Annotated in this window: 24 protein-coding genes; 17 read left to right on the top strand and 7 right to left on the bottom strand. The window is 70.3% G+C overall.

What is annotated here, in order from left to right; genetic code table 11:
• The first annotated feature begins 284 nt into the window (after window positions 1-284).
• The 3 genes from B4N89_RS06780 to B4N89_RS06770 all read left to right on the top strand — a co-directional run bounded on the left by B4N89_RS06780 (window position 285) and on the right by B4N89_RS06770 (window position 3,661).
• The gene (locus B4N89_RS06780; RefSeq protein WP_078974953.1) at window positions 285-938 is read left to right on the top strand and encodes a response regulator transcription factor; all 654 of its coding nucleotides are present in this window, start codon (window positions 285-287) and stop codon (window positions 936-938) included.
• 8 nt (window positions 939-946) lie between these two features.
• Window positions 947-2,464 carry a sensor histidine kinase gene (locus tag B4N89_RS06775; protein ID WP_101897009.1) on the top strand — a complete coding sequence of 506 codons (1,518 nt, stop codon included), beginning with the start codon at window positions 947-949 and terminating at the stop codon, window positions 2,462-2,464.
• A gap of 246 nt (window positions 2,465-2,710) precedes the next feature.
• Window positions 2,711-3,661: an acyl-ACP desaturase gene (locus B4N89_RS06770; RefSeq protein WP_078974952.1), complete on the top strand. Its 951-nt coding sequence runs from the start codon at window positions 2,711-2,713 to the stop codon at window positions 3,659-3,661.
• Window positions 3,662-3,734: 73 nt separating this feature from the next.
• Here the strand turns inward: B4N89_RS06770 and B4N89_RS06765 are convergent, their stop codons facing one another.
• From B4N89_RS06765 to B4N89_RS06755, 3 genes are all read right to left on the bottom strand, one after another.
• Window positions 3,735-4,928, bottom strand: a complete 1,194-nt coding sequence (locus B4N89_RS06765; protein WP_161500650.1) for an ABC transporter permease — start codon at window positions 4,926-4,928, stop codon at window positions 3,735-3,737.
• On the bottom strand, window positions 4,925-5,923 hold the full coding sequence (locus B4N89_RS06760; RefSeq protein ID WP_078974950.1) for an ABC transporter ATP-binding protein: 999 nt from the start codon (window positions 5,921-5,923) through the stop codon (window positions 4,925-4,927). Before B4N89_RS06760 ends, B4N89_RS06765 begins: the two co-directional genes overlap by 4 nt.
• A gap of 120 nt (window positions 5,924-6,043) precedes the next feature.
• Entirely contained in the window at window positions 6,044-6,562 is a 519-nt protein-coding gene (locus tag B4N89_RS06755; RefSeq protein WP_201260799.1) for a gamma carbonic anhydrase family protein, read from the bottom strand.
• A gap of 250 nt (window positions 6,563-6,812) precedes the next feature.
• On the opposite strand from B4N89_RS06755, the gene B4N89_RS06750 reads away from it, so the two are divergent.
• Entirely contained in the window at window positions 6,813-7,109 is a 297-nt protein-coding gene (locus B4N89_RS06750; protein WP_078974949.1) for a DUF4193 domain-containing protein, read from the top strand.
• A 264-nt stretch (window positions 7,110-7,373) separates the two neighbouring features.
• Here the strand turns inward: B4N89_RS06750 and B4N89_RS06745 are convergent, their stop codons facing one another.
• Together B4N89_RS06745 and B4N89_RS06740 are read right to left on the bottom strand one after the other, a co-directional pair.
• Window positions 7,374-7,823: a DUF3093 domain-containing protein gene (locus B4N89_RS06745; RefSeq protein WP_078974948.1), complete on the bottom strand. Its 450-nt coding sequence runs from the start codon at window positions 7,821-7,823 to the stop codon at window positions 7,374-7,376.
• A 33-nt stretch (window positions 7,824-7,856) separates the two neighbouring features.
• Window positions 7,857-8,750, bottom strand: coding sequence for an SDR family oxidoreductase (locus B4N89_RS06740; protein ID WP_078974947.1), 894 nt, complete (start codon window positions 8,748-8,750; stop codon window positions 7,857-7,859).
• Between the two features lie 98 nt (window positions 8,751-8,848).
• Between B4N89_RS06740 and B4N89_RS06735 the strand changes: the two genes are divergently transcribed.
• From B4N89_RS06735 to B4N89_RS06680, 12 genes are all read left to right on the top strand, one after another.
• Window positions 8,849-9,430, top strand: a complete 582-nt coding sequence (locus B4N89_RS06735; protein WP_078979157.1) for a PaaI family thioesterase — start codon at window positions 8,849-8,851, stop codon at window positions 9,428-9,430.
• Entirely contained in the window at window positions 9,427-9,954 is a 528-nt protein-coding gene (dut, locus tag B4N89_RS06730) for a dUTP diphosphatase (RefSeq protein WP_078974946.1), read from the top strand. The genes B4N89_RS06735 and dut overlap by 4 nt, the downstream gene beginning before the upstream one ends.
• A 1-nt stretch (window position 9,955) precedes the next feature.
• On the top strand, window positions 9,956-10,774 hold the full coding sequence (locus tag B4N89_RS06725) for a DUF3710 domain-containing protein (protein WP_078974945.1): 819 nt from the start codon (window positions 9,956-9,958) through the stop codon (window positions 10,772-10,774).
• Window positions 10,775-11,115: 341 nt separating this feature from the next.
• Window positions 11,116-11,205, top strand: a complete 90-nt coding sequence (gene kdpF, locus B4N89_RS06720; protein ID WP_078974944.1) for a K(+)-transporting ATPase subunit F — start codon at window positions 11,116-11,118, stop codon at window positions 11,203-11,205.
• Window positions 11,206-12,870 (top strand): potassium-transporting ATPase subunit KdpA, encoded by a 1,665-nt coding sequence (gene kdpA / locus B4N89_RS06715; protein WP_078974943.1) that lies wholly within the window; start codon window positions 11,206-11,208, stop codon window positions 12,868-12,870. It abuts the gene before it with no gap.
• Window positions 12,867-14,981: a potassium-transporting ATPase subunit KdpB gene (gene kdpB / locus B4N89_RS06710; RefSeq protein WP_078974942.1), complete on the top strand. Its 2,115-nt coding sequence runs from the start codon at window positions 12,867-12,869 to the stop codon at window positions 14,979-14,981. Before kdpA ends, kdpB begins: the two co-directional genes overlap by 4 nt.
• A gap of 5 nt (window positions 14,982-14,986) precedes the next feature.
• Window positions 14,987-15,721, top strand: a complete 735-nt coding sequence (locus B4N89_RS06705) for a potassium-transporting ATPase subunit C (RefSeq protein ID WP_078974941.1) — start codon at window positions 14,987-14,989, stop codon at window positions 15,719-15,721.
• 76 nt (window positions 15,722-15,797) lie between these two features.
• On the top strand, window positions 15,798-18,362 hold the full coding sequence (locus B4N89_RS06700) for a sensor histidine kinase (RefSeq protein ID WP_078979156.1): 2,565 nt from the start codon (window positions 15,798-15,800) through the stop codon (window positions 18,360-18,362).
• Window positions 18,359-19,033, top strand: coding sequence for a response regulator (locus B4N89_RS06695; protein ID WP_078974940.1), 675 nt, complete (start codon window positions 18,359-18,361; stop codon window positions 19,031-19,033). Before B4N89_RS06700 ends, B4N89_RS06695 begins: the two co-directional genes overlap by 4 nt.
• Before the next feature lie 170 nt (window positions 19,034-19,203).
• Window positions 19,204-19,605: an OB-fold nucleic acid binding domain-containing protein gene (locus B4N89_RS06690; RefSeq protein ID WP_078974939.1), complete on the top strand. Its 402-nt coding sequence runs from the start codon at window positions 19,204-19,206 to the stop codon at window positions 19,603-19,605.
• A 16-nt stretch (window positions 19,606-19,621) separates the two neighbouring features.
• The gene (locus B4N89_RS06685; protein WP_235618495.1) at window positions 19,622-20,386 is read left to right on the top strand and encodes a DUF3159 domain-containing protein; all 765 of its coding nucleotides are present in this window, start codon (window positions 19,622-19,624) and stop codon (window positions 20,384-20,386) included.
• A gap of 375 nt (window positions 20,387-20,761) precedes the next feature.
• A complete protein-coding gene (locus B4N89_RS06680) occupies window positions 20,762-22,147 on the top strand; it encodes a hypothetical protein (protein WP_078974937.1) in 1,386 nt (461 codons plus the stop codon).
• Window positions 22,148-22,369: 222 nt separating this feature from the next.
• Here B4N89_RS06680 and B4N89_RS06675 read toward each other — a convergent pair whose 3' ends face one another.
• Entirely contained in the window at window positions 22,370-23,026 is a 657-nt protein-coding gene (locus B4N89_RS06675) for a potassium channel family protein (RefSeq protein ID WP_078974936.1), read from the bottom strand.
• The gene (locus B4N89_RS06670) at window positions 23,026-23,688 is read right to left on the bottom strand and encodes a potassium channel family protein (RefSeq protein ID WP_078974935.1); all 663 of its coding nucleotides are present in this window, start codon (window positions 23,686-23,688) and stop codon (window positions 23,026-23,028) included. The genes B4N89_RS06675 and B4N89_RS06670 overlap by 1 nt, the downstream gene beginning before the upstream one ends.
• Window positions 23,689-23,837: 149 nt before the next feature.
• On the opposite strand from B4N89_RS06670, the gene B4N89_RS06665 reads away from it, so the two are divergent.
• On the top strand, window positions 23,838-25,919 hold the full coding sequence (locus B4N89_RS06665) for an APC family permease (RefSeq protein ID WP_078974934.1): 2,082 nt from the start codon (window positions 23,838-23,840) through the stop codon (window positions 25,917-25,919).
• Window positions 25,920-25,978 lie beyond the last annotated feature (59 nt).

The following is a 25,978-nucleotide window of genomic DNA, read 5'->3' as shown; positions in this document are numbered from 1 at the left end:
GCGATCCAACGATCCGGTGTCGGACTTTCCGGGGCGTACCGGAATCCTTCCCTCCCTCGGGGGGTCCCGTAACGTCGGCAACCGGACATGTGCGCCGGGGCCGGCCGCGCCCGCTCGGGCCGGGCCGCGGGCCCCGTGCCGGCTTACCGGGGCTTTACCGGGCCGCGAGGGAAGATGGACAACGGATCCATCCCATCTCCATCCCCATCTCCATCCCCGTCTTCATCCTCGAATCCTTCGCATCCCGCGAAGCCTTCGAGTCTTTCGAGCAGGAGGCACAGCCGGTGCGGGTTCTCGTAGTCGAGGACGAGCAGCTTCTGGCGGACGCGGTCGCTACCGGGTTGCGCCGCGAGGCCATGGCCGTCGATGTCGTATACGACGGGGAGGCGGCGCTGGAGCGGATCGCCGTCAACGACTACGACGTGGTGGTGCTCGACCGGGACCTGCCGATCGTGCACGGCGACGACGTGTGCCGGGCGGTCGTGGACACCGGCATCCCGATGCGGGTGCTGATGCTGACCGCCGCCGGCGACGTCAGCGACCGGGTCGAGGGCCTGGAGTTGGGCGCCGACGACTACCTGCCCAAGCCGTTCGCGTTCAGCGAGCTGATCGCCCGGGTGCGCGCGCTCGGCCGGCGGGCCGTCTCCCCGCTGCCGCCGGTCCTGGAGCGGGCCGGCATCCGACTCGACCCGAACCGGCGCGAGGTGTTGCGCGAGGGGGTGCCGGTGCACCTGTCGCCCAAGGAGTTCGCCGTCCTGGACGTGCTGATGCGCGCCGACGGCGCGGTGGTCTCGGCCGAGCAACTGCTCGAGAAGGCCTGGGACGAGAACACCGACCCCTTCACCAACGTCGTCCGCGTCACCGTGATGACGCTGCGCCGCAAGCTCGGCGAGCCGCCCGTCATCCTGACGGTGCCCGGCGCCGGATACCGCATTTGAGGACCGCCATGAACGACAGCTCTCGGGCCGTCCCGGCGGAAGCCGGCCCCGCCGCGACCCCGGCCGCGGCGACACCCCCCGCCCCGACGTCGGGGTCGACCGCGGCACCGGCCGCGGGCGCCTCGACCGCGCCCGCCTCGGCCCGGCCCGCCGCCGCCCGCTCAGGACCGCCGCCGCGCCCGGGCCGGCCGCCCCAGCCGCCGCGCCCCAGCGTGCCGCCGAGCGCGCCGCGCAGGCCGAACCGGGAGCCCGCGCGCGAGGCGGGCCGCGATCCGCAGCGCCCCGCCACCGCCGGCGGTCGGCGGCTGATCCTGGGCCGCGACGCCGACGACGCGGCGGAGATGTCGCGGCTGTCGCGGATGGCCCCCTCGCAGATCCCGGACCTGCTGCGGTCCACCATCAAGATGCGCCTGACCGCGCTGTACGGCGGCATGTTCCTGATCGCCGGGGTGCTCCTGCTCGCCACCGTCTACCTGCTGGTGCGGCAGAGCCTGAACGAGGGTCGGCTGAATCTGAGCCTGGCCCCGAACACCTTGATGACCATCAACGGTGTGCCGATGACACCCGAGCAGTTCGACCAGTGGCAGACCCTCCAGCAGATCCACCAGCGCGACGCGGCGCTGAGTTCGCTCCTGCAGCAGTCGCTGCTCGCGCTGCTGCTGCTCTCCGTGATCGCCTTCGGCTTCGGCTACGTGATGGCGGGCCGGGTGTTGCGCCCGCTGGGGCGGATCACCTCCATCGCCCGCGAGGTGGCCGGATCCAACCTGCACCGGCGGATCGACCTGGAGGGGCCCGACGACGAGTTCAAGGAGCTGGCCGACACCTTCGACGACATGCTCGACCGGCTCGACCGCTCGCTGGAGTCGCAGCGCAAGTTCGTCGCCAACGCCTCGCACGAGCTGCGCACGCCGCTGGCGATCAACCGCACCCTCCTGGAGGTCGCGCTCGGCGACCCGGAGGCGTCCGTCGAGCTCAAACAGCTCGGCAAGACCCTGCTGGCCACCAACGAGCGCAGCGAGGGGTTGATCGAGGGCCTGCTGCTGTTGGCCCGCAGCGACAACGAGCTGACCGAGCGCAAGCCGGTGGACCTGGCCGAGGTGGCCCGCCGCGCGGTGGACCAGACCGGCGCCGAGGCGGCCGAGCGCGAGGTGAGCCTGCACGACGAGCTGGGTCCGGCCGTGCTCCAAGGCAACGGCGTGTTGTTGGAGCGGGTCGCGATGAACCTGATCCAGAACGCGGTGCGCTACAACCGGGCCGGCGGCACCGTCGACATCTCCACGGAGTCGGGCGCGGGGGTCGCGGTGCTGACCGTGACCAACACCGGGCCGGTGGTGCCCGCCTACGAGGTGGACAACATGTTCGAGCCGTTCCGGCGGCTGCGGACCGAGCGGATCGCCAGCGACAAGGGCGTGGGCCTGGGGTTGTCCATCGTGCGTTCGATCGTGCGCGCCCACGGCGGCTGGATCGAGGTCGAGCCCCGGGAAGAGGGCGGGCTGATGATGCGGATCGGGTTCCCGGTCGGCTGATCGCCCCCTCGCCCCGTCGTCACCGGCTGTTTCCGGCCGGCGGCGGCCCGCTGTCGAGGGCCGTCGCGACCACCCATATTCGTACGCACGTACGAGAGTCGGGGATCACATTTCCGTCTGGGGGTGGAACCAACCTACGCTGTCGTAAGTTACGGGAACGTAGGGACGCGTCGTGCGGGCGATGCACAGCGTCGTCCTCCGTGTCTGCCGCTGTACGACGCTGTCTGCCTATGCACTGGAGTGCCGATGAATCTTCTCGCCGCCGCACCGACCGGCCCGCACCTGCTTCGCGAGTTGGAGCAGGTCGTCGCCGTCGAGCTCGACCGCCATCTCGCCGTGGCCAAGGAGTGGTTCCCGCACGAGTACGTGCCGTGGAGCGCGGGCCGCGACTTCGACGGCGTACTGGGCGGCGAGGCGTGGACCCCGGAGGAGTCGGGGCTCACCGACGTCGGCCGGATAGCGCTGACGCTGAACCTGCTGACCGAGGACAACCTGCCCAGCTACCACTACGAGATCGCGGCGATGTTCGGCCGCGACGGTGCGTGGGGCACGTGGGTGCACCGGTGGACCGCCGAGGAGGGCCGGCACGGCATCGCGATCCGCGACTACCTGATGGCCGCCCGGGCGGTGGACCCGGTCGCGCTGGAGCGTTCGCGGATGGAACACATGGAGGCCGGCTACCAGGGCGACCACATGGACAATCCGCTGCACGTGATCGCCTACGTGACCTTCCAGGAGCTGGCCACCCGGGTCTCGCACCGCAACTCGGGCCGCACCTGCGGCGACCCGATCGCCGAGCAGCTGCTCGCGAAGGTGGCGACCGACGAGAACCTGCACATGGTCTTCTACCGGAACCTGCTCAAGGCCGCCTTCGAGATCGCGCCGGACCAGGCGATGCGCGCGGTGACCGACATGGTCACCGACTTCCGGATGCCCGGACACGGGATCAGCGGCTTCGAGCGCGCGGCGGTCAAGCTCGCCGTGGGCGGCGTGTACAACCTGCCGATCCACCAGAACGACGTGCTGCTGCCGGTGCTGCGCAACCTCAAGGTGATGGAGCGCACCGACCTGGGCCCGGAGGGCGAGAAGTCCCGCGAGGAGCTCGCGGTGTTCCTGAGCGGCCTCGACACCCAGGCGACCCGCTTCGAGGAGCGCCGGCTGGCCCTGGAGGCCCGCAAGGCGGCCAACCGCGCCTGACCGGCACCACGACGCGCGACGGGCCCGCCGCCTCCCGATCGGAGGCGGCGGGCCCGTCGTACGCGGTGCCGGGTCAGCCCTTGCGGGCCGTGCCGAGGGCCTCCTTGAAGCCGACCTTGCCGCCCATCCGCAACACCGCGCCCTCGTACATCCGGGCCGCGAGTCGAACCAGGCCCACCAGCGCGAGCAGCGCGATCGCGAAGGCGACCAGGTTCTCCACCACCGACACCTCGTCGGCGGCGGTCATCGGCGGCTGGAGCATCGCCGAGAACGGCGGGATGTAGGACAGCACGTGGGCGATCGTGCCGCCCTTTTGCCCGAGGAAGATCGCGGCCAGGAACGAGGCGATCAGCAGCGAGGTCATCGGCGTGATCACGTTCTGCAGATCCTCCTGGCGGGACACCCGCGCCGCCGCCGCGGCGAACATGCACGCGTAGAGCGCGTAGCCCACCACGAACCACAGCAGCACCAGCGCCACCGGATAGATCATCGCCCCGCTCAACTCGACGCTGCCGAACGCGGACGCCGCGGCCAGTCCCACCACCGCGGTCACCAGCATCTGCAGCAGCCCGAGCAGGCCGATCCCGAGGATCTTGCCGGTCAGCAGCGCCCGGGCGGGCACGGTGGCCAGCAAGATCTCCACGATCCGGCTCGACTTCTCCTCCACCACGCCACTGGCCACCCACATGCAAAAGAGCATCAACATGCCGTACAGCACCAGGGTGCCGACGAAGGCGATGCCCTTGCGCGTGTCGCGCTCGTCGGCGTCGGGATCCAGCGTGGTCTTGGGCATCGGTCGGATCGCCGACGCCTGGTTCACCGCGCCCGGGTCGATGCCGCTCGCGCTCAGCCGCAGATCGCGCTCCACGGTGGCCCAGGCGCTCTGCAGCACGGCCGCCAGCGGGTCGGACAGCGTGGTGTCCACCAGGATCCGGCCGTCGGCCACGACCGCGTCCAGTTTGCCGTCGGCCAGCGCCTTCTCCGCCGCCGCGCGGTCGGCCACCGTGCCCACGCGCACGTCCACGTCCAGCAGCGCCGCCTGACGCTCGGCGGTCTGCGCCAGCTGCGCCTGCTGCGGACCCAGGAAGGCCACGTCGTACTTTTCCGAGCCGCCGCCGATCGCGGCCGGGATGGCCACCGAGGCGAGCAGGATCACCAGCATGACGCCCACCGAGATCTGGAAACCCCGGTCCCGGATGCGCTCGGTGAACTCGCGGCGCGCGACCAGCCGCACGGCGGACCAAAACGTGCTGCCACCGGTGCTCACGCGCCGACCTCCGATTCCTTGCCGACCGTCGGGTTCGCGCCCGCGGTGCCGCCTGCCTCCGGGTGCGAGACCGGCGGCTCGCCGGCCTCCGGGTCGGCGCCCTCGCCGTTGACCACCTCGCGGAAGAGTTCGGCGAGGGAGGGGGCGGCGGGAGCGAACGCGAGCACCCGCCCGGCCGCCCGGGCCGCGTCGAGCAGCGCCTGCTCGCTCGTTCCCGGCAGCAGTTCGACCAGCACCGCGTCCTCCTCGGCCGCGCCGAGCACCCGCACGCCCGGCAGTGCGTCCGCCCAGCCCGCCGGCGCCCCCGCGACGCGCACCCGATAGCGCACCGCGCGATCGTCGCCGCGCAATTCGGCCACCGTGCCCGAGGCGTGCATGCGCCCGCCGTTGATGATCCCGACCGCGTCGCAGAGCGACTCGACGAGTTCGAGCTGATGGCTGGAGAAGACCACCGAGGCCCCCGCCGCGGTGCGCTCGCGCAGCACCCCCGCCATCACATCCACACCGACCGGGTCCAGGCCGGAGAACGGCTCGTCCAGGACCAGCAGCTCCGGCTCGTGCACCAGCGCGGCGGCCAACTGCACCCGCTGCTGATTGCCCAGAGACAGGGTCTCCAGCCGGTCCCCGGGAGCGCCCGCCACCCGCAGCCGGGTCAACCAGCGCGCGGCCGAGGCCTGCGCCTCGGTCCGCGACATCCCGTGCAGCTCGGCCAGGTAGACCAGCTGGTCCCGGATGCGCATCTTCGGATACAGGCCGCGTTCCTCCGGCATGTATCCCCAGCGTCGTCGCACCGTGCGATCGACGGGCGCGCCCCGCCAGCGGATCTCACCCCGATCGGCCGCCAACACACCCAGCGCGATGCGCATGGTCGTGGTCTTGCCCGCCCCGTTGGTGCCGACGAATCCGAACATCTGGCCTGGCTGTACGGTCAGCGAGAGGTCGTCCAGGACGACCTTCGCGCCGAACCGTTTGTCCAGGCCGGCCAACTCGAGCACGTATCTCCCCGTATGGTTTCAACCCCCCGTGTCGCACTTATATACGGGTCGATCCGGGCATTCAAACCGGCGCCCGCGTGTGCGATCGGACACATCCGGTCAGGGCGGGCCGGCGGCGGATCAGTCCAGGCGGCGCAGGTCGCGACGGAATCGGCGGCCGTTGTCGATGTAGCTGCGCACCGCCTCCGCGAACGCGCCGGGCGCGACCGCGTTCTCCCGAATCTTCGCCGGCACCCCGAGCGCCATCGCGTAGGACGGCACCTCGATCCGGTTTCCGACCACCGCACCCGCTCCCACCAGCGCACCCGTCCGCACCACGGCCTGATGCATGACCACCGCGCCGTTGCCGACCAGGCACCGATCCTCGATCACACAGCCCTCCAAATGCACAATGTGACCGATCACGCACTCGTCGCCCACTACCGTCGGCCACGGCGCCGTGGTGTGCAGGACGCACCCGTCCTGTACCGACGTGCGCTCGCCGATCACGATGCGGCCGTGGTCCGCGCGCAATACCGCGCCCGGCCACACCGTAGAATCCGCGCCGATCTCCACGCTGCCGATCACGACCGCGTCCGGGTGCACATACGCATCGGGGTGCACCTTGGGTACTTGATCACCCAGCGCGTAGACCGTCACGATTCCTCCTGGTTGTGCAGGGCGGTACGGGGTTACAGTGGCCCCCCATCCAACCAAGTCACCTCTTTGGGGGTTCGGTTGGGTGTCGATTGCGTAACGAGCCTTGATGTAAGGCAAAATCTGCGCTTCGGGTCGGGCACAACTCCGGCCCCTCGCGCGTTACGAGCGCTGAAGGCATCGTCCAATGAAGGTTCAGGGGCGGTGCCCGCACGACTGAGCACCGCAGATCCACCCGGAGGGGGAGAGGTACATGGCAACCGACTACGACACCCCGCGTAAGACCGACGACGACATCAACGAAGACAGCATCGAGGAGCTGAAGGCTCGGCGCGTGGACAAGTCGGCCGGTTCGGTCGACGTCGACGAGTTCGAGCAGGCCGAGTCTCTCGAGCTTCCCGGCGCGGACCTCTCCAACGAGGAGCTGTCCGTCCGGGTCGTCCCGAAGCAGGCCGACGAGTTCACCTGCTCCAGCTGCTTCCTGGTGCACCACCGCAGCCAGCTGGCCAAGGAAAAGGACGGCCAGCCGATCTGCAGCGACTGCGCCTGACCGTGTTCGGTCGAGGACGACCGGCGATGAACGGCAACCCTGCACACGCCACACGGGTACCGGCAGGAGTTGGACCGTCGACGTTCGCCGAGCGTCCTTGAACACAAGGACACGACATGGAGCACGGGAGACACCGAAAACGCACGCATGACGTACGAAGTCGAACGTCCGCCGGCACAGGGCGGGCGTTCTTGACTGTCGGCGCCGGTCCGGATCGAGCCCCTTCGGCTCGATCGAGCCGGACCGGGCCCGCCCGCGGCCGAGTCAGGCGCGGGCGCGCAGCGCGGCCACCACGTCGACCAGGCGCCGGGGGTTGCGCGAGGACAGGTAGAGGTAGGGCGTCGGATCGGCCGGGTCGACGACCTCGATCCGCGCCGCCCCCGGAATGTAGGCGCGCAACAGCATGAACGCGCGCGGGTCGGCGTTCTCCATCCGCAACGCGCGCGCCTGCTCGGGGTCGAGCGCGACGCCCGCGCCGAGCGCGCTCAACGGCACCCGCGCGCGCCCCGCGCACAACTCGGTCTCGGTCACGGTGATCCGCGCCGAGCCGTAGGCACCGGTGGCCCACGCGGTCAGCGCGCCCAGGACCAGGGCGAGCACGATGGTCGGCACGATCCCGAAGGCCAGGCCCACCAGCCCGCCCGAGACGCCCATGAGCACGGTCAGGGCCCACCACGAGGCCGGCACGCCGAGTCGTTCGCTGTACGCCTGCATGGCTCCAAGCCTGTCATGGGCGGCCTCCGGGTTTCAGCGGGGGCCGTGCCGCCGGGTCAACCGGGCCAGGGCGCGGGTGACCCGCTCCGGGGGCGTGCGCAGGCCCGTCGCCACTCCTTTGGCGTAATCGGAAAGCGCGGTCGGGGCCAGCAGGTCCAGCGCCGCCCCGGCCCGGGCGTCGTTGCCCACCAGGTAGCGCGGGCGCGGCCGGGGCACGCTCAGCGCGGTGCGCACCGCGTGCGCCACCGGGGCCGGGTCGGGCAGCGTCTTGGCCCGCCGCAACACCTCGTCGGCGACCTCGTAGGAGTCCTGGTACGCCGACGTCTTGCGCGGCGGCATCCGGGCCATGCTCCGCTCCCAGATGTCGGTGCCGAAGCTGCCCGGCTCGATCAGCACCACCTTCACGCCGAAGCCGGCGGTCTCGATCCGCAGCGCGTTCGAGACCGCCGCCAGGCCCTGCTTGCTCGCGCAGTACCAACCCACGAAGGGCGAGGAGACCCGCCCGGAGAGCGAGGAGATGTTGACGATCCGCCCGTCCCGGCGACGGCGCATCTGCGGCAGGACCAGGCGCGCGATCCGCGCGGGGGCGACCAGGTTGGTCTCCAACTGCGCGCGGACCCCCTCGTCGTCCACGTCCTCGATCGCGCCGGGCTGGGCGATGCCGGCGTTGTTGACCACCGCCCACGGGCCGCCGTCGGTCATCTGGGCGATCTCGGTGAAGGCCCGCACCGTCGAGGTGGCGTCGGCGACGTCGAGCAGGACCGTGCGCACGCCCACCTCGGCCCGCTCGGCGCTCTCGCGCAGTCGCTCGGCCTTCTCCTCGGTCCGGGCGGTGCCGATCACGTCGAACCCGGATCCGGCCAGTTCCAGGGCGACGGCCAGGCCGATCCCACCGGTCGCCCCGGTGACGACCACACTCTTGGTCATGCGCTTCCTTCCGTCCCGCGACCCTCCCGGGCCGCGGCGCTCGAGGCCCCCGAGCCTCTGCGCAGGTGTCGGTCGGAACGACGGTAGTGTCCTTCGGCGTGAGTCGACCAACATCCCTGACCCCGCCTCCGGAAGCGGTGGTGCCCCAGCCCCACCCGGACGCCCCGTCGCCCGGCACCGAGCTGGGCGAGCACTACAGCGACTGTTTCGGCTGCGGCGAGGCCGCCCCGGGCGGGCTGCGCCTTCGCACGCGCGCCGGCGAGGGCGTATCCGTGGACGCCGAGTTCACCGTCACCGCCCAGCACCAGGGCGCCCCGGGCCTGGCCCACGGCGGGCTGCTGACCTGCGCGTTCGACGAGGCGCTCGGGGCGATCGGATACATGCTGCACACCACGGCGGTGACCGGTCACCTGGAGACGGACTTTCGCCGCCCGGTGCCGGTGGGCAGCACCCTGTACATCCACGCCTGGTGCGAGGCGGTGGCCGGCCGCAAGATCTACTCGCGTGCGGTGGGCCGGCTCGACGCCGCGGACGGGCCGATCGCGGTCGAGGCGGCCGCGTTGTTCGTCAGCGTCGGACTCGAGCACTTCGTCGACAATGGACGTGCGGAGGAAGTCCGGCGCGTCCTGGACAACCCCGACCTGATCAAGTCCGGCCGAGCGTTCGAGGTGAACCCGTGAGCACGAGTGTCGACGTCCTGGTGCGCCGGCTCGACCCCGAATTGCCGCTGCCCGCGTACGAGCACCCCGGCGACGCCGGCGCCGACCTGGTGACCGCGCAGGACGCGGAGATCGCCCCCGGCGAGCGCGTGGTGTTGCCCACGGGCATCGCGATCGCGCTCCCCGACGGCTACGCCGCGTTCGTGCATCCGCGCTCGGGACTCGCCGCGCGGTGCGGAGTATCCCTGGTGAACGCCCCGGGCACCGTCGATGCGGGATACCGTGGCGAAATCAAGGTTGTCGTGGTCAATCACGACCTGCGTACGCCGGTCGTCTTCCGACGCGGCGACCGTATCGCCCAACTCGTGATCCAACGGGTCGAGCGAGCGGGGTTCCACGAGGTCGCCGAACTGCCCGGTTCCGGGCGGGGCGAAGGCGGCTTCGGTTCCACCGGCGGGCACGCGGCGGTCGGCGTTTCGAGCGTCGGCGCGGCGGGCAGCGCGGGCATCGTGCAACACTCGGCTTCCGACAGGGAAGGACTGTGACGTGTTCGGTCGTCGCCGACGCAGCGAAAAGGATGATCTGCCCGTCGAGGAGCGCGAAGACCTCGACGAGATCATCGAGGACGAGGACGAAGCCGACGAGGCGCCCGACGCCGGAGCCGCATCGGACTCCGACGACGCGGACCTCGACGAGCTGAGTCGACCGATCCCGCCCGCGCCCCGGCCGGACGGACCGTGGGACTTCGACGAGCTCGAGGATCCCCACGAGGATCGCATCGACCTCGGCGGGATGCTCATCCCGGCCGACCCGCGGATGGAACTGCGGGTCGAGGTCTCCAACGACATGATCATCGCGGCCACCGTGGTGCTGGAGGACAGCGGCCTGCAGCTGCAGGCGTTCGCCGCCCCGCGCAACGAGAGCATCTGGCACGAGGTGCGCGCCGAGATCGCCTCCGGCATCACCCAGCAGGGTGGTGTCGTGGACGAGCAGGACGCGGGTCTGGGCTGGGAGCTGCGGGCCCAGGTGCCGGTCCAGCTCCCCGACGGCACGCAGGGCCACCAGCTGGTCCGGTTCGTCGGCTGCGACGGCCCGCGCTGGTTCCTGCGCGGAGTGATCTCCGGCCGGGCCGCGGTGGATCCCGCCGTGGGCGCCGACCTGGAGGGCATGTTCCGCGACACCGTCGTGGTCCGCGGCAACGACCCGATGGCGCCGCGCGACCCGATCCTGCTGCGCCTGCCGGAGAACGCCCAGGTGGACCCGAACAGCGGGCTCGCGGTGCCGCAGCAGGGCGCCGAGGACAACCGCTTCGCGGGCGATCTGGACCCCTTCCAGCGCGGCCCGGAGATCACCGAGGTGCGCTAGCCCCGCCGCCCGATAGCCGTACCCCCGAGGACACCGAAGCCCGGTCCCGCCGAAAGGTGGGACCGGGCTTCGTGCGTGCGCGGTTCCGGGCACCGCGAATCGTGATGTCAAGGGCGCGTCAAGAAGGCATATAAGCACGTTAGGGCGCCGCCAACGCTTTCGACTTTGCCCCTTTTATGGCGATTTTTGACGGCTTGGAACTGCTATCAATGACCTCGCCACGGGCGATCAAGCGCCCGTCCGTTCCAAGGAGTACCCGCGATGGCTGATCTGGCCTTCGTATGCCTGACGATCGCGTTCTTCGCGCTGGTCGTCGGAATCGCCAAGGGGGTGGCGAAGCTGTGAACGCGGACAGCATCGTCGGCCTGAGCGTCGCCGTCGCCCTGCTCGGCTACCTGATCCTGGCCCTGATCTTCCCCGAGAGGTTCTAGGTGAGCGTCACGCTCGCGGGGATACTCCAACTGTCCCTGCTGACAGCCGTCCTGGCCGCGGTACATCGCCCCTTCGGCGACTACATGGCCCGCGTGTACTCCAGCGACAAGCACCTGCGCGGCGAGCGCGTCCTGTACCGGCTGATCGGCGCCGATCCGAACGCCGAACAGCGCTGGACCGTCTACCTGCGCAGCGTGCTCGGGTTCTCCATGTTCTCGCTGCTCGGGCTCTACGCCCTGCAGCGGTTCCAGGACCACCTGCCGTTCGACCTCGGCATGAAGCCGATCACGCCGGACCAGGCGTTCAACACCGCGGCGTCGTTCACGGCGAACACGAACTGGCAGTCGTACTCCGGTGAGACCGCCATGGGCCACACGGTCCAGATGGTCGGCCTGACCGTGCAGAACTTCGTGTCGGCCGCGGTGGGCATGGCCGTGGCGATCGCGCTGGTGCGCGGATTCGTGCGGGTCCGCTCGGGGGAGATCGGCAACTTCTGGGTCGACCTGATCCGCGGTTCGATCCGGATCCTGCTGCCCATCGCGATCATCGGCACGATCGTGCTCGTCGCGTCGGGCACGATCCAAAACCTCTCCGACCCGCACACCGTGCGGACGTTGTCGGGCGGGACGCAGACCATCCCCGGTGGTCCGGTGGCCTCGCAGGAGGTGATCAAGGAGCTGGGCACCAACGGTGGCGGCTTCTTCAACGCCAACTCGGCGCACCCGTTCGAGAACCCGAACGCGTTCACCAACCTGTTCGAGATCTTCCTGATCCTGGTCATCCCGTTCTCCATGCCGCGCGCCTTCGGCCGGCTCGTGGGCAACCTCAAGCAGGGCTACGCGATCCTCGCCGCGATGTTCGTGGTCTGGTTCGTCGCGGTCTGCCTGATGTGGTGGACCGAGGCGCACGGCAACGGCGCCGGGCCGGAACTGGCCGGCGGCGCGATGGAGGGCAAGGAACAGCGGTTCGGCATCCCCGGCTCGTCGGTCTTCGCGGTCTCCACCACGATGACCTCCACCGGCGCGGTCAACTCGTTCCACTCCTCGTTCACCGGCCTCGGCGGCGGCATCACGATGCTGGGCATGATGCTCGGCGAGATCACGCCGGGCGGCGTCGGCTCGGGCCTGTACGGGATCCTGATCATGGCGATCCTGGCGGTCTTCGTGGCCGGTCTGATGGTCGGCCGCACGCCCGAATACCTGGGCAAGAAGATCGGCGCCGGCGAGATGAAGCTGGTCGCGATGTACATCCTCGTGGTGCCGGCGACCATCTTGACCTTCACCGGCATCGCCATCGCGCTGCCCGGCGAACAGGCGGCGATCCTCAACTCCGATTCGCCGCACGGCATCTCGGAGGTGCTGTACGCGTTCACCTCGGGGGCGAACAACAACGGCAGCGCGTTCGCCGGGCTCGGTGCGAACACCGAGTTCTACAACACGATGATCGGGCTGGCCATGCTGATCGGCCGGTTCGTGCCGATCGCCCTGGTACTCGCCCTGGCCGGACGACTCGCCGAGCAAAACAGCGTCCCCGACACCGCGGGCACCCTCAAGACGCACAAGCCCCTGTTCGTGGGCCAACTCGTCGGCGTGATCCTGATCATCACCGGCCTCACCTTCTTCCCCGCCCTGGCCCTCGGGCCGCTTGCCGAGGGATTGGCATGACAGACACCGCGATACGCCCCACCGAAGCGCACGTCGACACCCCCGCCGGCCCCGGCCGGGTCTCGGCCGGCCTGTTCGAACCCCGCCAACTGCTGAAGTCGCTGCCCGGCGCGCTGCGCAAACTCGACCCGCGGACCATGGTCCGTACCCCGGTCATGTTCGTGGTCGAGATCGGCTCGGTGATCACCACCGTCATGGCGATCAAGGACCCGAGCACGTTCGCCTGGCTGGTCGCCGTCTGGCTGTGGCTGACCGTGGTGTTCGCCAACCTGGCCGAGGCGGTCGCCGAAGGACGCGGCAAGGCGCAGGCGGACACGCTGCGCAAGGCCAAGACCGACACGGTCGCCCGGCGCCTGGTCGACGGCCGCGAGGAGCGCGTCGCGGCCACCGCGTTGGCCATCGGCGACCTGGTGGTCTGCGAGGCCGGCGACATCATCCCCGGCGACGGCGACGTCGTCGACGGTGTCGCGAGTGTGGACGAGTCGGCGATCACCGGCGAGTCCGCGCCGGTGATCCGCGAGTCGGGCGGTGACCGCTCGGCGGTCACCGGCGGCACGAAGGTGCTGTCGGACCGGATCGTCGTCAAGATCACCACCGAGCCCGGCAAGACCTTCATCGACCGGATGATCGCCCTCGTCGAGGGCGCCGCCCGGCAAAAGACGCCGAACGAGATCGCGCTCGACATCCTGCTCGCGTCGCTGACGATCATCTTCCTGTTCGCGGTCGTCACGCTGCAGCCGATGGCGATGTACGCGCACGCCGAGCAGTCGATGATCATCCTCGTCGCGCTGCTGATCTGCCTGATCCCGACCACCATCGGAGCGCTGTTGTCGGCGATCGGCATCGCCGGCATGGACCGACTGGTGCAGCGCAACGTGCTGGCCATGTCGGGGCGCGCCGTGGAGGCGGCGGGCGACGTGTCGACGCTGCTGCTCGACAAGACCGGCACGATCACGCTGGGCAACCGGCAGGCGTCGGAGTTCGTCCCCGCGGACGGGGTCGAGGAGGCGGAACTCGCCGACGCGGCGCAACTGTCCTCGCTCGCCGACGAGACGCCCGAGGGCCGCTCGATCGTGGTGCTGGCCAAGGAGCGCTACGGGCTGCGCGAGCGGCACCAGGGCGAACTCGCCCACGCCGAGTGGATCGCCTTCACCGCGCAGACCCGGATGTCGGGCGTGGACCTGACCGACGAGCGCGGGGTGCGCATGGTCCGCAAGGGCGCCGCCTCCGCGATCAACGCCTGGGTGTCCGAGCGCGGCGGCACCGTCCCCGCCCGGTCCGGCGACCTGGTCGACGCCATCTCCGCCGCCGGCGGCACGCCGCTCCTGGTCGCGGTCGAGGACACCGAGGGCGCCCGGATCCTGGGCGTCATCCACCTCAAGGACGTGGTCAAGGAGGGCATGCGGGAACGATTCGACGAGCTGCGCCGGATGGGCATCCGCACGGTGATGATCACCGGCGACAACCCGCTGACCGCCAAGGCGATCGCGGACGAGGCGGGCGTCGACGACTTCCTCGCCGAGGCCACCCCCGAGGACAAGCTCGCGCTGATCAAGCGCGAGCAGGCGGGCGGCAAGCTGGTCGCGATGACCGGCGACGGCACCAACGACGCGCCGGCGCTGGCCCAGGCCGACGTCGGCGTGGCGATGAACACCGGCACGTCGGCGGCCAAAGAGGCCGGGAACATGGTCGACCTCGACTCGAACCCGACCAAACTGATCGAGATCGTGGAGATCGGCAAGCAGCTGCTGATCACGCGCGGCGCGCTGACCACGTTCTCCATCGCCAACGACGTCGCGAAGTACTTCGCGATCATCCCGGCCATGTTCGCGAGCATCAAGGGCGCCGAGGCCCTGGGCCCGCTGGACAAGCTCAACATCATGCAGCTCGCCACCCCCGAGTCGGCGATCATCTCGGCGGTCGTCTTCAACGCCCTGATCATCGTCGCCCTGATCCCGCTGGCCCTGCGCGGTGTGCGCTATCGGCCGATGTCGGCCGACAAGCTGCTCGCCCGCAACCTGCGGATCTACGGCCTCGGCGGACTGATCGCCCCGTTCGTCGGGATCAAGATCATCGACCTGCTCGTCTCGCTCATCCCCGGAATCGGTTGATTCAGATGGCCACCACCTTCAGTACCCGCATCCGCGTCCTGGGCGCGGCCCTGCGCGCCTTCCTCGTGCTCACCGTGCTCCTGGGCATCCTGTATCCGCTGTCGATGACCGGGATCGCCCAGGCGCTGTTCAAGGACAACGCCGACGGCTCGATGGTCAGCGTCAACGGCAAGGACGTCGGCTCCCGCCTGATCGGCCAGTCCTTCGACCTCGTCGACGCCCAGGGCAACCCGCGCACGTTCGACGCGGACGGCCGCGAGGTGCTGGCGACGGCGGACGGCACCGGATACACCTACCTCCAGGGCGGCGGCGCGCTGAGCGCCGAGCAGGCGGCGGGCGTCGGCCCGCTGCCCGACCCGAAGTGGTTCCAACCGCGTCCCTCGGCCGCCCACTACGACGGCCTCGGCTCGGGCGCGTCCAACTACGGCCCCGAGAACCCGACCTTCGTCAAGCTCGTCGCCGAGCGCAAGGCACAGGTCGCCGAGTTCAACGGCGTCGGCGAGGACCGCGTCCCCGTGGACGCGGTCACCGCGAGCGGATCCGGCCTGGACCCGCACATCTCCAGGGCGTACGCGCTGATCCAGGTCGAGCGGGTGGCCAGGGAACGCGGCGGCCTGGACGCGGCCGAGGTGCGCGCGCTGGTCGACAAGCACGAGGACGGCCGTACCATCGGCTTCCTCGGCCAGGAACGGGTGAACGTGCTGGAACTCAACATCGCCCTCGCCAAGCTGACCCGCTGACGAGGCGGACACGATGTTCACGGGTCGGAGCGTGCCGATGTCGGCACCCTCCGACCCGAGACAGAGAATGGGTGTCATGGCACGCGGCAAGCTCCGGATCTATCTCGGTGCGGCGCCCGGCGTCGGCAAGACCTACGCGATGTTGGGCGAGGGGCAGCGTCGGCGCGGGCGCGGCAGCGACGTCGTGGTCGGTTTCGTGGAATGCCACGGCCGACCCACCACCGAGGAGGCCCTGCTGGGGCTGGAGGTGGTCCCCCGACGGGACATGGTCCACCGAGGCGGCTCGTTCACCGAGATGGACGTGGACGCGGTGATCACCCGGCGGCCGAAAATCGCCCTCGTCGACGAACTCGCGCACACCAATGTGCCCGGCTCGCGCAACGAGAAGCGCTGGCAGGACATCGAGGAGCTGCTCGACGCGGGGATCGACGTGATCTCCACGGTCAACGTCCAGCACCTCGAATCGCTCAACGACGTGGTCGAGTCGATCACGGGCGTGCCCCAACGCGAGACCGTGCCCGACGAGGTGGTCCGCCGGGCCGATCAGATCGAACTGGTCGACATGGCGCCCGAGGCGCTGCGCCGGCGGATGGCACACGGCAACGTGTACGCGCCGGAGAAGGTCGACGCGGCGCTGTCCAACTACTTCCGCATCGGCAACCTGACCGCGCTGCGCGAGCTGGCGCTGCTGTGGACCGCGGACCGGGTGGACGAATACCTCCAGCAGTACCGCAGCGAACACCAGATCGACGCGACCTGGCCGGCGCGCGAGCGCATCGTCGTCGGCCTGACCGGCGGCCCCGAGGGGGAGACCCTGCTGCGCCGCGCCGCGCGGATCGCCACCCGCGGCTCCGGCGGCGAACTGCTCGCGGTCTACGTCTCGCGCAGCGACGGCCTCACCGGCGCCTCCCCGGAAGCCCTGGCCCGTCAGCGCGCGCTGGTCGAGTCGCTCGGCGGCACGTTCCACTCGGTGGTCGGCGAGAACGTGCCCACCGCGCTGCTGTCCTTCGCGCGCGGCGTCAACGCGACGCAGATCGTGCTCGGCAGCAGCCGGCGCAAACCCTGGCAGTACCTGTTCGGCCCCGGCGTCGGTGCCACCGTCGCCGCGCAGTCCGGCGACATCGACACCCACATCGTCACCCACGAACACGCCGGCGTGGGGCGGGTGCTGCGCCCGCTGCGCTCGCCCCTGGGGCGCGGCAGGCGGCTCGCGTCGTGGGCGGTGACGGTGATCGGGCCGGTCGCGGTCACCGTCATCCTGGACGCGACGCGCGGCAGCCACGGGTTGTCCACCGAGATGCTGCTGTACCTGACGGTCACCGTCGCGGTCGCCCTCATCGGCGGCCTGTGGGCCTCGATCCTGACCGCCGTGGTGTCCTCGGTCCTGCTCAACTACTACTTCACGCCGCCGCTGCACAACCTGACCATCGCCGACCCGGAGAACATGCTCGCGCTCGGCATCTTCGTGCTGGTCGCGCTGTCGGTGGCCTCGGTGGTGGACCTGGCGGCCAGGCGCACCCACCAGGCCGCGCGCAGTCAGGCCGAGGCGCAGACGCTGAGCTTTCTCGCGGGCAGCGTGCTGCGCGGCGAGCAGGCGCTGCCGGCGCTGCTCGACCGGGTGCGCGAGACGTTCGGGATGGAGTCGGTCGCACTGCTCCAGCGCGAGGGACACCACAGCCCGTGGTCGTGCGTCGGCAGCGTGGGACCACATCCCGCGATCAGGCCCGACGACGCCGACGTGGACGTGCCGGTGTCCGACTCGCTCGCGCTCACCCTGTCCGGGCGGGTGCTGCCGGCCGAGGACCGGCGGGTGCTCGGGGCGTTCGCGGCGCAGGCGGCGGTGGTGCTGGAGCGCCGGCAACTGGTCGCGGAGGCGGCGCAGGCGCGGCAGCTCAAGGAGGGCAACCGCATCCGAACCGCGCTGCTCGCCGCCGTCTCGCACGACCTGCGCACCCCGCTGGCCACGATCAAGGCGAGCGTGTCCAGCCTGCGGGCCGAGGATGTGAGCTGGTCGGAGGAGGACGAGGCGGAGCTGTTGGCGGCGATCGAGTTCGGCGCCGACCGGCTCGACACGCTGATCGGCAATCTGCTCGACATGAGCCGGTTGCAGACCGGGACGGTGACCCCGCTGATGGGCGACATCGGTCTGGACGAGGTGGTGCCGGGCGCGCTGGCCGGGGTGGCCGAGGAGCGGGTGGCGCTGGACATCCCCGAGACGCTGCCGGCGGTGTGCGCGGACGCGGGGCTGCTGGAGCGTGTACTGGCCAACGTGATCGAGAACGCGGTCAAGCACAACCCGCCGGGCCGCCGGGTACACGTGTCGGCCGGCGCGCTCAGGGATCGGGTCGAACTGCGGGTGGCCGACCGCGGTCCCGGCGTGCCGGACGAGTCGAAGGGGCGGATCTTCGAACCGTTCCAACGCCTGGGCGACGCGCCCAAGGGCAACGGGGTGGGGCTCGGGCTCGCGGTCGCCCGCGGCTTCGCGGAGGCCATGGACGGCACGCTGACCGCGGAGGACACCCCCGGCGGCGGATTGACGATGGTGCTGGCGCTGCGCACGGCCGGATCGCCGGCCGGCGGCGCGGTCGCGGGATCCACCCCCGCGGCCGAGGAACGAACCACTTGGGAGGAACAACGATGACACGGGTCCTGGTCGTCGACGACGAGCCACAGATCGTGCGGGCCCTGGCCATCAACCTCAAGGCCCGCGGCTACGACGTGGACACCGCGGGCGACGGTACTGCGGCGCTGACCGCCGCCGCGGACCGGCATCCGGACGTGGTGCTGCTGGACCTGGGGCTGCCGGACATCGACGGGGTCGAGGTGATCAAGGGTCTGCGCGGGTGGACCAGGATCCCGATCATCGTGCTGTCCGCGCGGCACGCCTCGGCCGAGAAGGTCGCGGCCCTGGACGCGGGCGCGGACGACTATGTGACCAAGCCGTTCGGGATGGACGAGTTGCTGGCCCGGCTGCGGGCGGCGGTGCGGCGCGCGGTGCCGGAGGAGGAGGCGCCGGTCGTGGTCACCGACTCGTTCACGGTGGACCTCGCGGCCAAGCGGGTCTCGCGCGACGGCGCGGACGTGCGACTGACGCCGACCGAGTGGCATCTGCTGGAGGTGCTCGTGCGGCACGCGGGCCGGCTGGTCAGCCAGCGGGCGCTGTTGCAGGAGGTGTGGGGGCCGCAGTACGGGACGGAGACGAACTATCTGCGGGTCTACATGGCGCAGTTGCGGCGCAAGCTGGAGCACGACCCGTCGCACCCCAGGCATCTGCTGACCGAGCCCGGGATGGGGTATCGGTTCGAGGGATAGGGCGGGTCTCGGCCGCGCGTCGGCGGCGCGTGCGGGTCGTGGGCCGAGGGCGTGGTGCGACGCGGTGGCGGGGTTGGGGGCCGGTGGGGTCGGTCGGGCCGCGGGGGCCGAACGTGGGTGGGAGGTTTCGGACCTCGGTGGGCCGTGGGATAGGCGGTACCCTTGCCGGCATGAGTGGTAGCGCAGCCGGCGTGGAGCGTAGATCCGGGCGATTGCGGCGAATGTTGGATCGATGGACGTCGACCCACGAGGAATTGCACGCCGAGGAGCTGCTGCACGACACCCAGCGGCTGGGCTGTACGAAGATCGTGGACGTGGTCGAGCGGGATCTGATCACCGTCGGCGGCACGCTGCGCACGGTGACCTTCCGGCCGCGCGCGGGCGTACCCGCGCTCGAGGCGGAGATCTACGACGGATCGGGCGCGTTGTCCGTGGTCTGGTTGGGTCGCCGGCGAATAGCCGGGATCGAGCCGGGGCGGCAGTTGGTCGCCCACGGTCGGGTCAGCACCACTCAGGGGCGGCCCGTTCTGTTCAACCCCAGGTATGAACTGCGCCCCGTCGGCCGAGAGTGAACGAGTGACCGCCTCCATGGATAAGCCCACGTCCGACGTGCCCGGCGACAGCCCGGCCCCCACCGACAGCGCGGCCTCGATGATCGCCGCCTTCGGCGGTGTGCGGGGCATGATCGACATGACCGTGCCGGGGCTGGTCTTCGTGATCGCCTACACGATCAGCCGGTCCACCTGGACGGCGGCGATGACCGCCGGCGGTATCGCGCTGGTGTTCGCGGTGGTGCGGATCGCCCGCCGGGAGACGCTGCAACACGCGCTCGGCGGCTTCCTGGGCGTGGCGCTGGCCGGGTGGATCGCGGTCAAGTCGGGCAAGGCGGAGAACTTCTACGCGTTCGGGATGTTCTGGTCGGGTGGCTCCGCGCTCGTCTACCTGATCTCGATTCTGAGCCGCTGGCCGATCATCGGCGTCCTGCTCGGCCCGATGCTGGGCGAGAACTTCACCTGGCGACAGATCCCGGCCCGCTACGCGGCGTACCGCAAGGCCACCTGGGTCTGGTTCGTCATGTTCGTGCTGCGCATCGTGATCCAGATCCCGATCTATTGGACGGGCAACGTCACGGCTCTGGGCATCGCGAAGGTCGCGCTGGGTGTGCCGCCGTTCCTGGTGGCCTGCTACATCACCTGGCTGATCATGTCCAAGGCTCCGCCGCCGGTGAAGGTCGTCGACGAAGAGGACGAGGACGCGGACGCGGAAGGGGAGCGTGCCACCGGCGTGGAGTCGGGGGCGGCTCCGGTGGTGGAGCAGCGCGACGAGCGGTGGGGAAACCGCGTCGCGGACTGAGCGGGGTGAGGCGGGGCGGGTTCGCGTCCGGCCTACGTTCGGGCTCGCGTTTTCGGCTCGTTCGGGATTTCGTCGGGTGTTTCCGGCGTTTTTCGGCGTGTGCTCGGCCGGTGTTTTCGTCTCGTGGTCCGTCGGGTTTTGCGATGCGCGTTCGGATTCCTGTTTCGACTTCGGTTCCGGCTTTTATTGTCGGGCTGCCGGGTGATTATCGGACGATTGCCGAACCGGCTGTCGGAGTGATCATTCCTGTCGGGAACCCCGGTCGATTCCGGAGAATTTGGACCAGCTGCGGTCGAATCAGTCATTACCGCATGTTCCCGTAACTGTGCGATTAGCGTCCCGTTAGACCTCCAGTGGACGAAGGAGGCGGGGACGGTGGCCGGAAACGGTGACCTCATCGCATTGGTGACACAAGCCGGTCTCTCCCGGCGCGAACTGGCCCGCTGGGTCAACGTGGTGGCCGAGCGCCGCGGGCTGCACCTCGGGTGCAGCCACACCTCGGTGGCCCGATGGCTCGAAGGCGCGCAGCCGCGGTGGCCGATTCCCGAGCTGTTGGCGGAGGCCCTGGGCCGACGTCTGGGCTGCGAACTGACCGTCGCGGACCTCGGCTTGCGTGATCGGCGACCACCGACCCCCGACTCCTTCGACGGGCTGATCGTCGCCCGGACCGCGGCCGAAGTCAGACACGCCGTGGCCGAATTGTCGGAGAGAGACATGAACCGCCGTACTTTCCTGGCCAACACGGCCTTCGGCGCGGGGGCGTTCGCCGCTCCCGCGTTGTTCTGGTCGACCGCATCCAGGGCCGAGGGCGAGCCCGAGCAGCTTGCCTCGCACGGCCCCACCACGGTGCGCGACGCAGACGTACTACGCATCCATCAGACCGTGCTGGCGTTTCGCCGACTCGACCGCGCCCAGGGCGGCGGGGATCTGCGGGACACCGTGGTCAACCACCTCAACGGCGTCGCCCGGACCAAGCTGGCCGGCTCCTACGGCGACGAGGTGGGCCGCAGACTGTTCCGCGCAGTGGCCGAACTCACCGAGTTGGCGGGGTGGTTGTCGTTCGATTCCGGCCGGCACGCGCTCGCCCAGCGCTACCACATCCAGGCGCTGCGGCTGGCGCAGGCGGCCGACGATCCGGCGTACGGGGCGTACGTGATGGCCAACATGGCCTGCCAGGCGGTGTATCTGGGCCACGGGTGGGAGGCGGTCCAGCTCGCCCGGGCCGCCGAGCAGGGCGGCGGGAGCCGGTTGGGCCCGCGGGCGCGCGCGATCGTGGCCTCGATGGAGGCGCGGGGCTACGCGGCGCTGGGCGACCGGCGCGCGTGCGAGCGGGCGATGGCGACGGCCGAGCGGCATCTGGACGCGGCGGGCGCGGTCGAGGACGACCCGTCGTGGTGCAACTACTTCGACGAGTCCGAATTGCAGCACGAATTCGCGCACAGCCACCGCGACCTCGGCCTGCCGGACAAGATCCACGGCTTCGCGGGCGCGTCGATAAAGCTGCGTCGGGCCGGCGCGACCCGTCGGTGCGCGCAGGACACCACGTTCATGGCCGCGGCGCACCTGGCCCAGGGCGATCTCGACGCCGCGTGCGCCAAGGCCGGCGAAGCGCTGCGGATCACGGGCAACCTGTCGTCCACCCAGTGCAACGACTTCCTGGCCGACTTCCGCAGGCGGCTGCGCCCGTTCGCGAAGGAACCGATCGCGCGCGCGTTCAACGAGGAGGCGGACCAGATCCTCGGCGACCTGGCCGCCGCCTGAGTTCCCGCCGGGCGGATCCCGGTGGATGAGGTCGCGGCGTCCGGTGCCGTGCCGCACGGGTGTGCCGGAGAAGCAGGCGCGGGGAGATCGCGCGCGGCTGCTTCTCCGGTGCGGTGCGGTGGGATGGGGCGCCGGGCGGTGAGGTGTGGCGCCCGGCGGTGCGGCCCCGCCGGGACTCGCCGGACCGGGGCCGGTTGCCGGTACGACCGGCACTGCCGTCGGTCAGGCCGACAGCAACTCCTCCAGCTCCTCTTCGCGGTGCGGCGCCGCGACGAACAGCAGTTCGTCGCCCGCCTCCAGCGAGTCGTCCTTGCCCGGGACCAGTACCCGGCCCTCGCGGATGATCGTCACCAGCGCCGTGTCCTCGGGCCACGCCACGTCGCCGACGCGCGTGCCGACGAGGGCGGCGTCGCCCGGAAGGGTCAGCTCGACCAGGTTGGCGTCGCCCTGACTGAACCGCATCAGCCGGACCAGGTCGCCGACGCTGACGGCCTCCTCGACCAGGGCCGACATCAGGCGCGGGGTGGATACGGCGACGTCCACGCCCCACGCCTCGTTGAACAGCCACTCGTTCTTCGGGTTGTTCACCCGGGCGACCACGCGCGGCACGCCGTACTCGGTCTTGGCCAGCAGCGAGACGACCAGGTTCACCTTGTCGTCGCCGGTCGCCGCGATCACCACGTTGCAGCGCTGCAACGCGGCCTCGTCCAGGGAGGAGATCTCGCACGCGTCGGCGAGCAGCCACTCGGCCTGCGGCACGCTGTCCACCTTGATGGCGTCCGGTGCCTTGTCGACGAGCAGGACCTCGTGGCCGTTCTCCAACAGCTCCGCGGCGATGGAGCGACCCACCGCGCCGGCGCCCGCGATTGCGACCCGCATCAGCCCTCCTCCGGTGCTTTCTCGAAGGCCGCCTCGACGGCGGCCACATCCGCCTGGTGCATGACCACGTGCACGAGGTCGCCCTCTTGGATCACGGTCTCGGAGGTCGGCAGGATGCCTTCGCCCAAACGGGTGACGAAGGCGATCCGGGCGCCCGACGCCTGTTCGAGCCGGGTGATGCGGTGCCCCACCCACGCCGAGTTCACGTGCACCTCGGCCAGTTGCACACTGCCCGAGGGGTCGCGCCACAGCGGTTCGGCGCCACTGGGCAACAACCGGCGCAACATCTGGTCCGCGGTCCAGCGCACGGTGGCCACCGTGGGGATGCCCAGGCGCTCGTACACCTCCGCCCGGCGCGGGTCGTAGATGCGCGCGGCCACGTTCTCCACACCGAACGTCTCGCGCGCGACGCGCGCCGCGATGATGTTCGAGTTGTCGCCGCTGCTGACCGCCGCGAACGCGCCGGCCTCTTCTATACCGGCCTCGCGCAGAGTGTCCTGATCGAAACCGATGCCCTTGATCCGGCGGCCGGAGAAGTGCGACCCCAGCCGGCGGAACGCGGAGGGATCGCGGTCGATGACCGCCACCGAATGCCCCAGTTCCTCGAGCGTCTGGGCCAGCGTGGATCCCACGCGCCCGCAGCCCATGATGACGATGTGCACGGCCGTCCTTCCGGATTTGGTCCGTTGTGCCCGGTCTGATGCTCGTTTGTGGTGTTACCAGGGTGGCAGACCTCGCCGAGACGTTACACGTGGGCGCCGTACGGCATGCCCCCGGCCCGGCAAAAGTCGATGGGCTTACGATCACCTGCGTGTCAAGACTGACCGATCTGTCCAAACGCATCCTTGTCGGCCGAGCCTTGCGCAGCGACAAGCTGTCCGAGACGCTCCTGCCGAAGCGCATCGCGCTGCCCATTTTCGCCTCCGACGCACTGTCCTCCGTCGCGTACGCGCCGGACGAGATCCTGCTCACCCTTTCCATGGCGGGAATGGCGACCTACCACTTCTCGTGGAAGGTCGGTCTGGCCGTCGTCGTGGTCATGCTGACCGTCGTCGCCTCCTACCGCCAGAACGTCCACGCATATCCCAGTGGCGGCGGTGACTACGAGGTCGCGAACGTCAACCTCGGTCCCAACGCCGGTTTGACGGTCGGCAGCGCGCTCCTGGTCGACTACGTGCTGACCGTGGCGGTATCGGTCTCCTCCGGCGTCGCCAACATGGCCTCCGCGGTGCCCGCGCTCGAGGGGCACAAGGTGTTGTTGGCGGTCGGCCTGGTGCTGCTGCTGATGGCGATGAACCTGCGCGGTGTCCGCGAGTCGGGCAAGCTCTTCGCCGTCCCCACCTACGCGTTCATGGCCGCCATCCTCGGGATGACCCTGTTCGGCCTGATCCGTGGCGCCACCGGCGCCACGATGGAGGCCGAGAGCGCCGGGTTCCACATCGAGGCCGAGGACAGCTTCAGCGGCTTCGCGCTGGTGTTCCTGCTGCTGCGCACCTTCTCCTCCGGGTGTGCGGCGCTGACCGGTGTCGAGGCGATCAGCAACGGTGTACCGGCCTTTCGCAAGCCCAAGAGCAAGAACGCGGCCTCCACGCTGCTGCTGATGGGCACCATCTCGGTGACCATGCTGATGGGCATGCTGGCGCTGGCCAACATGACCAAGGTGCGGTTCGCGGAGAACCCGGAGAGTCAGATCCAGGGGGCACCCGCGGGATATGAACAAAAGACCGTGGTCGCGCAGGTCGCCGACGCGGTCTTCGGCGGCACCTTCGCGTCGCCGCTGTTCTACCTCGTACTCGCGGTCACCGGCCTGATCCTGATCCTGGCCGCGAACACCGCGTTCAACGGCTTCCCGGTGCTCGGCTCGATCCTGGCCCAGGACCGCTACCTGCCGCGGCAACTGCACACGCGCGGCGACCGCCTCGCGTTCAGCAACGGCATCATCATGCTGGCCGCGTTCGCGATCGTGTTGATCGTCGCGTTCGAGGCCGAGCCCACCAAGCTGATCCAGCTGTACGTGGTCGGCGTCTTCGTGTCCTTCACGATGAGCCAGGCGGGCATGATCCGGCACTGGACCCGGCACCTGAAGACCGAGACCGACCCGGCCGAGCGCCGGCGGATGATGCGCAGCCGGGTGATCAACGCCTTCGGCCTGTGCATGACCGGCGCGGTCCTGGTGATCGTCCTGGTGACCAAGTTCGTGCAGGGCGCCTGGATCGCGATCGCCGCGATGGGCGTGCTGTTCCTGCTGATGAAGCAGATCCGGCGACACTACGACCGGGTGGCCACGGAGTTGGCGGCCGTGGAGATGGACGACACCAAGCTGCCCTCGCGGGTGCATGCCATCGTGCTGGTGTCCAAGCTGCACAAGCCCTCGCTGCGGGCGCTGGCGTACGCGCGCTACTCGCGGCCGAACGTGGTCGAGGCGGTCACGGTCAACGTGGACCCGGCCGAGACCGAGGCGCTGCGGCGGGAGTGGGACGAGCGCGGGATAGAGGTGCCGCTCAAGGTGCTGGATTCGCCGTACCGGGAGATCACCCGGCCGGTGATCGAGTACGTGAAGTCGGTGCGTCGCTCCAGCCCGCGCGACGTGGTGAACGTGTACATCCCGGAGTACGTGGTCGGCCGCTGGTACGAGCAGATCCTGCACAACCAGAGCGCGCTGCGGCTCAAGGGGCGGTTGTTGTTCACACCGGGGGTCATGGTCACGTCGGTGCCGTGGCAGTTGGAGTCGTCCGAGCGGCTGAAGGAGCCGAAGGCCTGGGTGGCGCCGGGGTCGGTGCGGCGGGGGCCGGCGCGGACACCCCGGGGTGGGGACGGGAAGCGGGGCGGTGCCGGGGGCGGGCCGGGTTCGGGACCGGGCTCGGGCCCGGGTTCGGGGTCGTCGTCGTCCTGAGTTCGGGCGGGTCGTGACGGTGTGTGGTGACGGTGGGCGCGGGTTCTTCGGGTAGGGAC

Origin of the sequence: Embleya scabrispora (genome assembly GCF_002024165.1) — a bacterium.
In the GTDB taxonomy this organism is placed as follows: domain Bacteria; phylum Actinomycetota; class Actinomycetes; order Streptomycetales; family Streptomycetaceae; genus Embleya; species Embleya scabrispora_A.
The sequence above is the reverse complement of the archived record's forward strand: the minus strand, read 5'-3'. Positions and strand labels throughout refer to the sequence as shown.

Coding starts and splice junctions, on each gene's coding strand:
- kdpB (WP_078974942.1), top strand. CDS start 12,867: ATGACAGACACCGCGATACGCCCCACCGAAGCGCACGTCGACACCCCC.
- B4N89_RS06675 (WP_078974936.1), bottom strand. CDS start 23,026: ATGCGGGTCGCAATCGCGGGCGCCGGCGCGGTGGGTCGCTCCATCGCC.
- B4N89_RS06705 (WP_078974941.1), top strand. CDS start 14,987: ATGGCCACCACCTTCAGTACCCGCATCCGCGTCCTGGGCGCGGCCCTG.
- B4N89_RS06685 (WP_235618495.1), top strand. CDS start 19,622: ATGGATAAGCCCACGTCCGACGTGCCCGGCGACAGCCCGGCCCCCACC.
- B4N89_RS06690 (WP_078974939.1), top strand. CDS start 19,204: ATGAGTGGTAGCGCAGCCGGCGTGGAGCGTAGATCCGGGCGATTGCGG.
- B4N89_RS06745 (WP_078974948.1), bottom strand. CDS start 7,823: ATGCAGGCGTACAGCGAACGACTCGGCGTGCCGGCCTCGTGGTGGGCC.
- B4N89_RS06700 (WP_078979156.1), top strand. CDS start 15,798: ATGGCACGCGGCAAGCTCCGGATCTATCTCGGTGCGGCGCCCGGCGTC.
- B4N89_RS06750 (WP_078974949.1), top strand. CDS start 6,813: ATGGCAACCGACTACGACACCCCGCGTAAGACCGACGACGACATCAAC.
- B4N89_RS06775 (WP_101897009.1), top strand. CDS start 947: ATGAACGACAGCTCTCGGGCCGTCCCGGCGGAAGCCGGCCCCGCCGCG.
- B4N89_RS06740 (WP_078974947.1), bottom strand. CDS start 8,750: ATGACCAAGAGTGTGGTCGTCACCGGGGCGACCGGTGGGATCGGCCTG.
- B4N89_RS06770 (WP_078974952.1), top strand. CDS start 2,711: ATGAATCTTCTCGCCGCCGCACCGACCGGCCCGCACCTGCTTCGCGAG.
- B4N89_RS06695 (WP_078974940.1), top strand. CDS start 18,359: ATGACACGGGTCCTGGTCGTCGACGACGAGCCACAGATCGTGCGGGCC.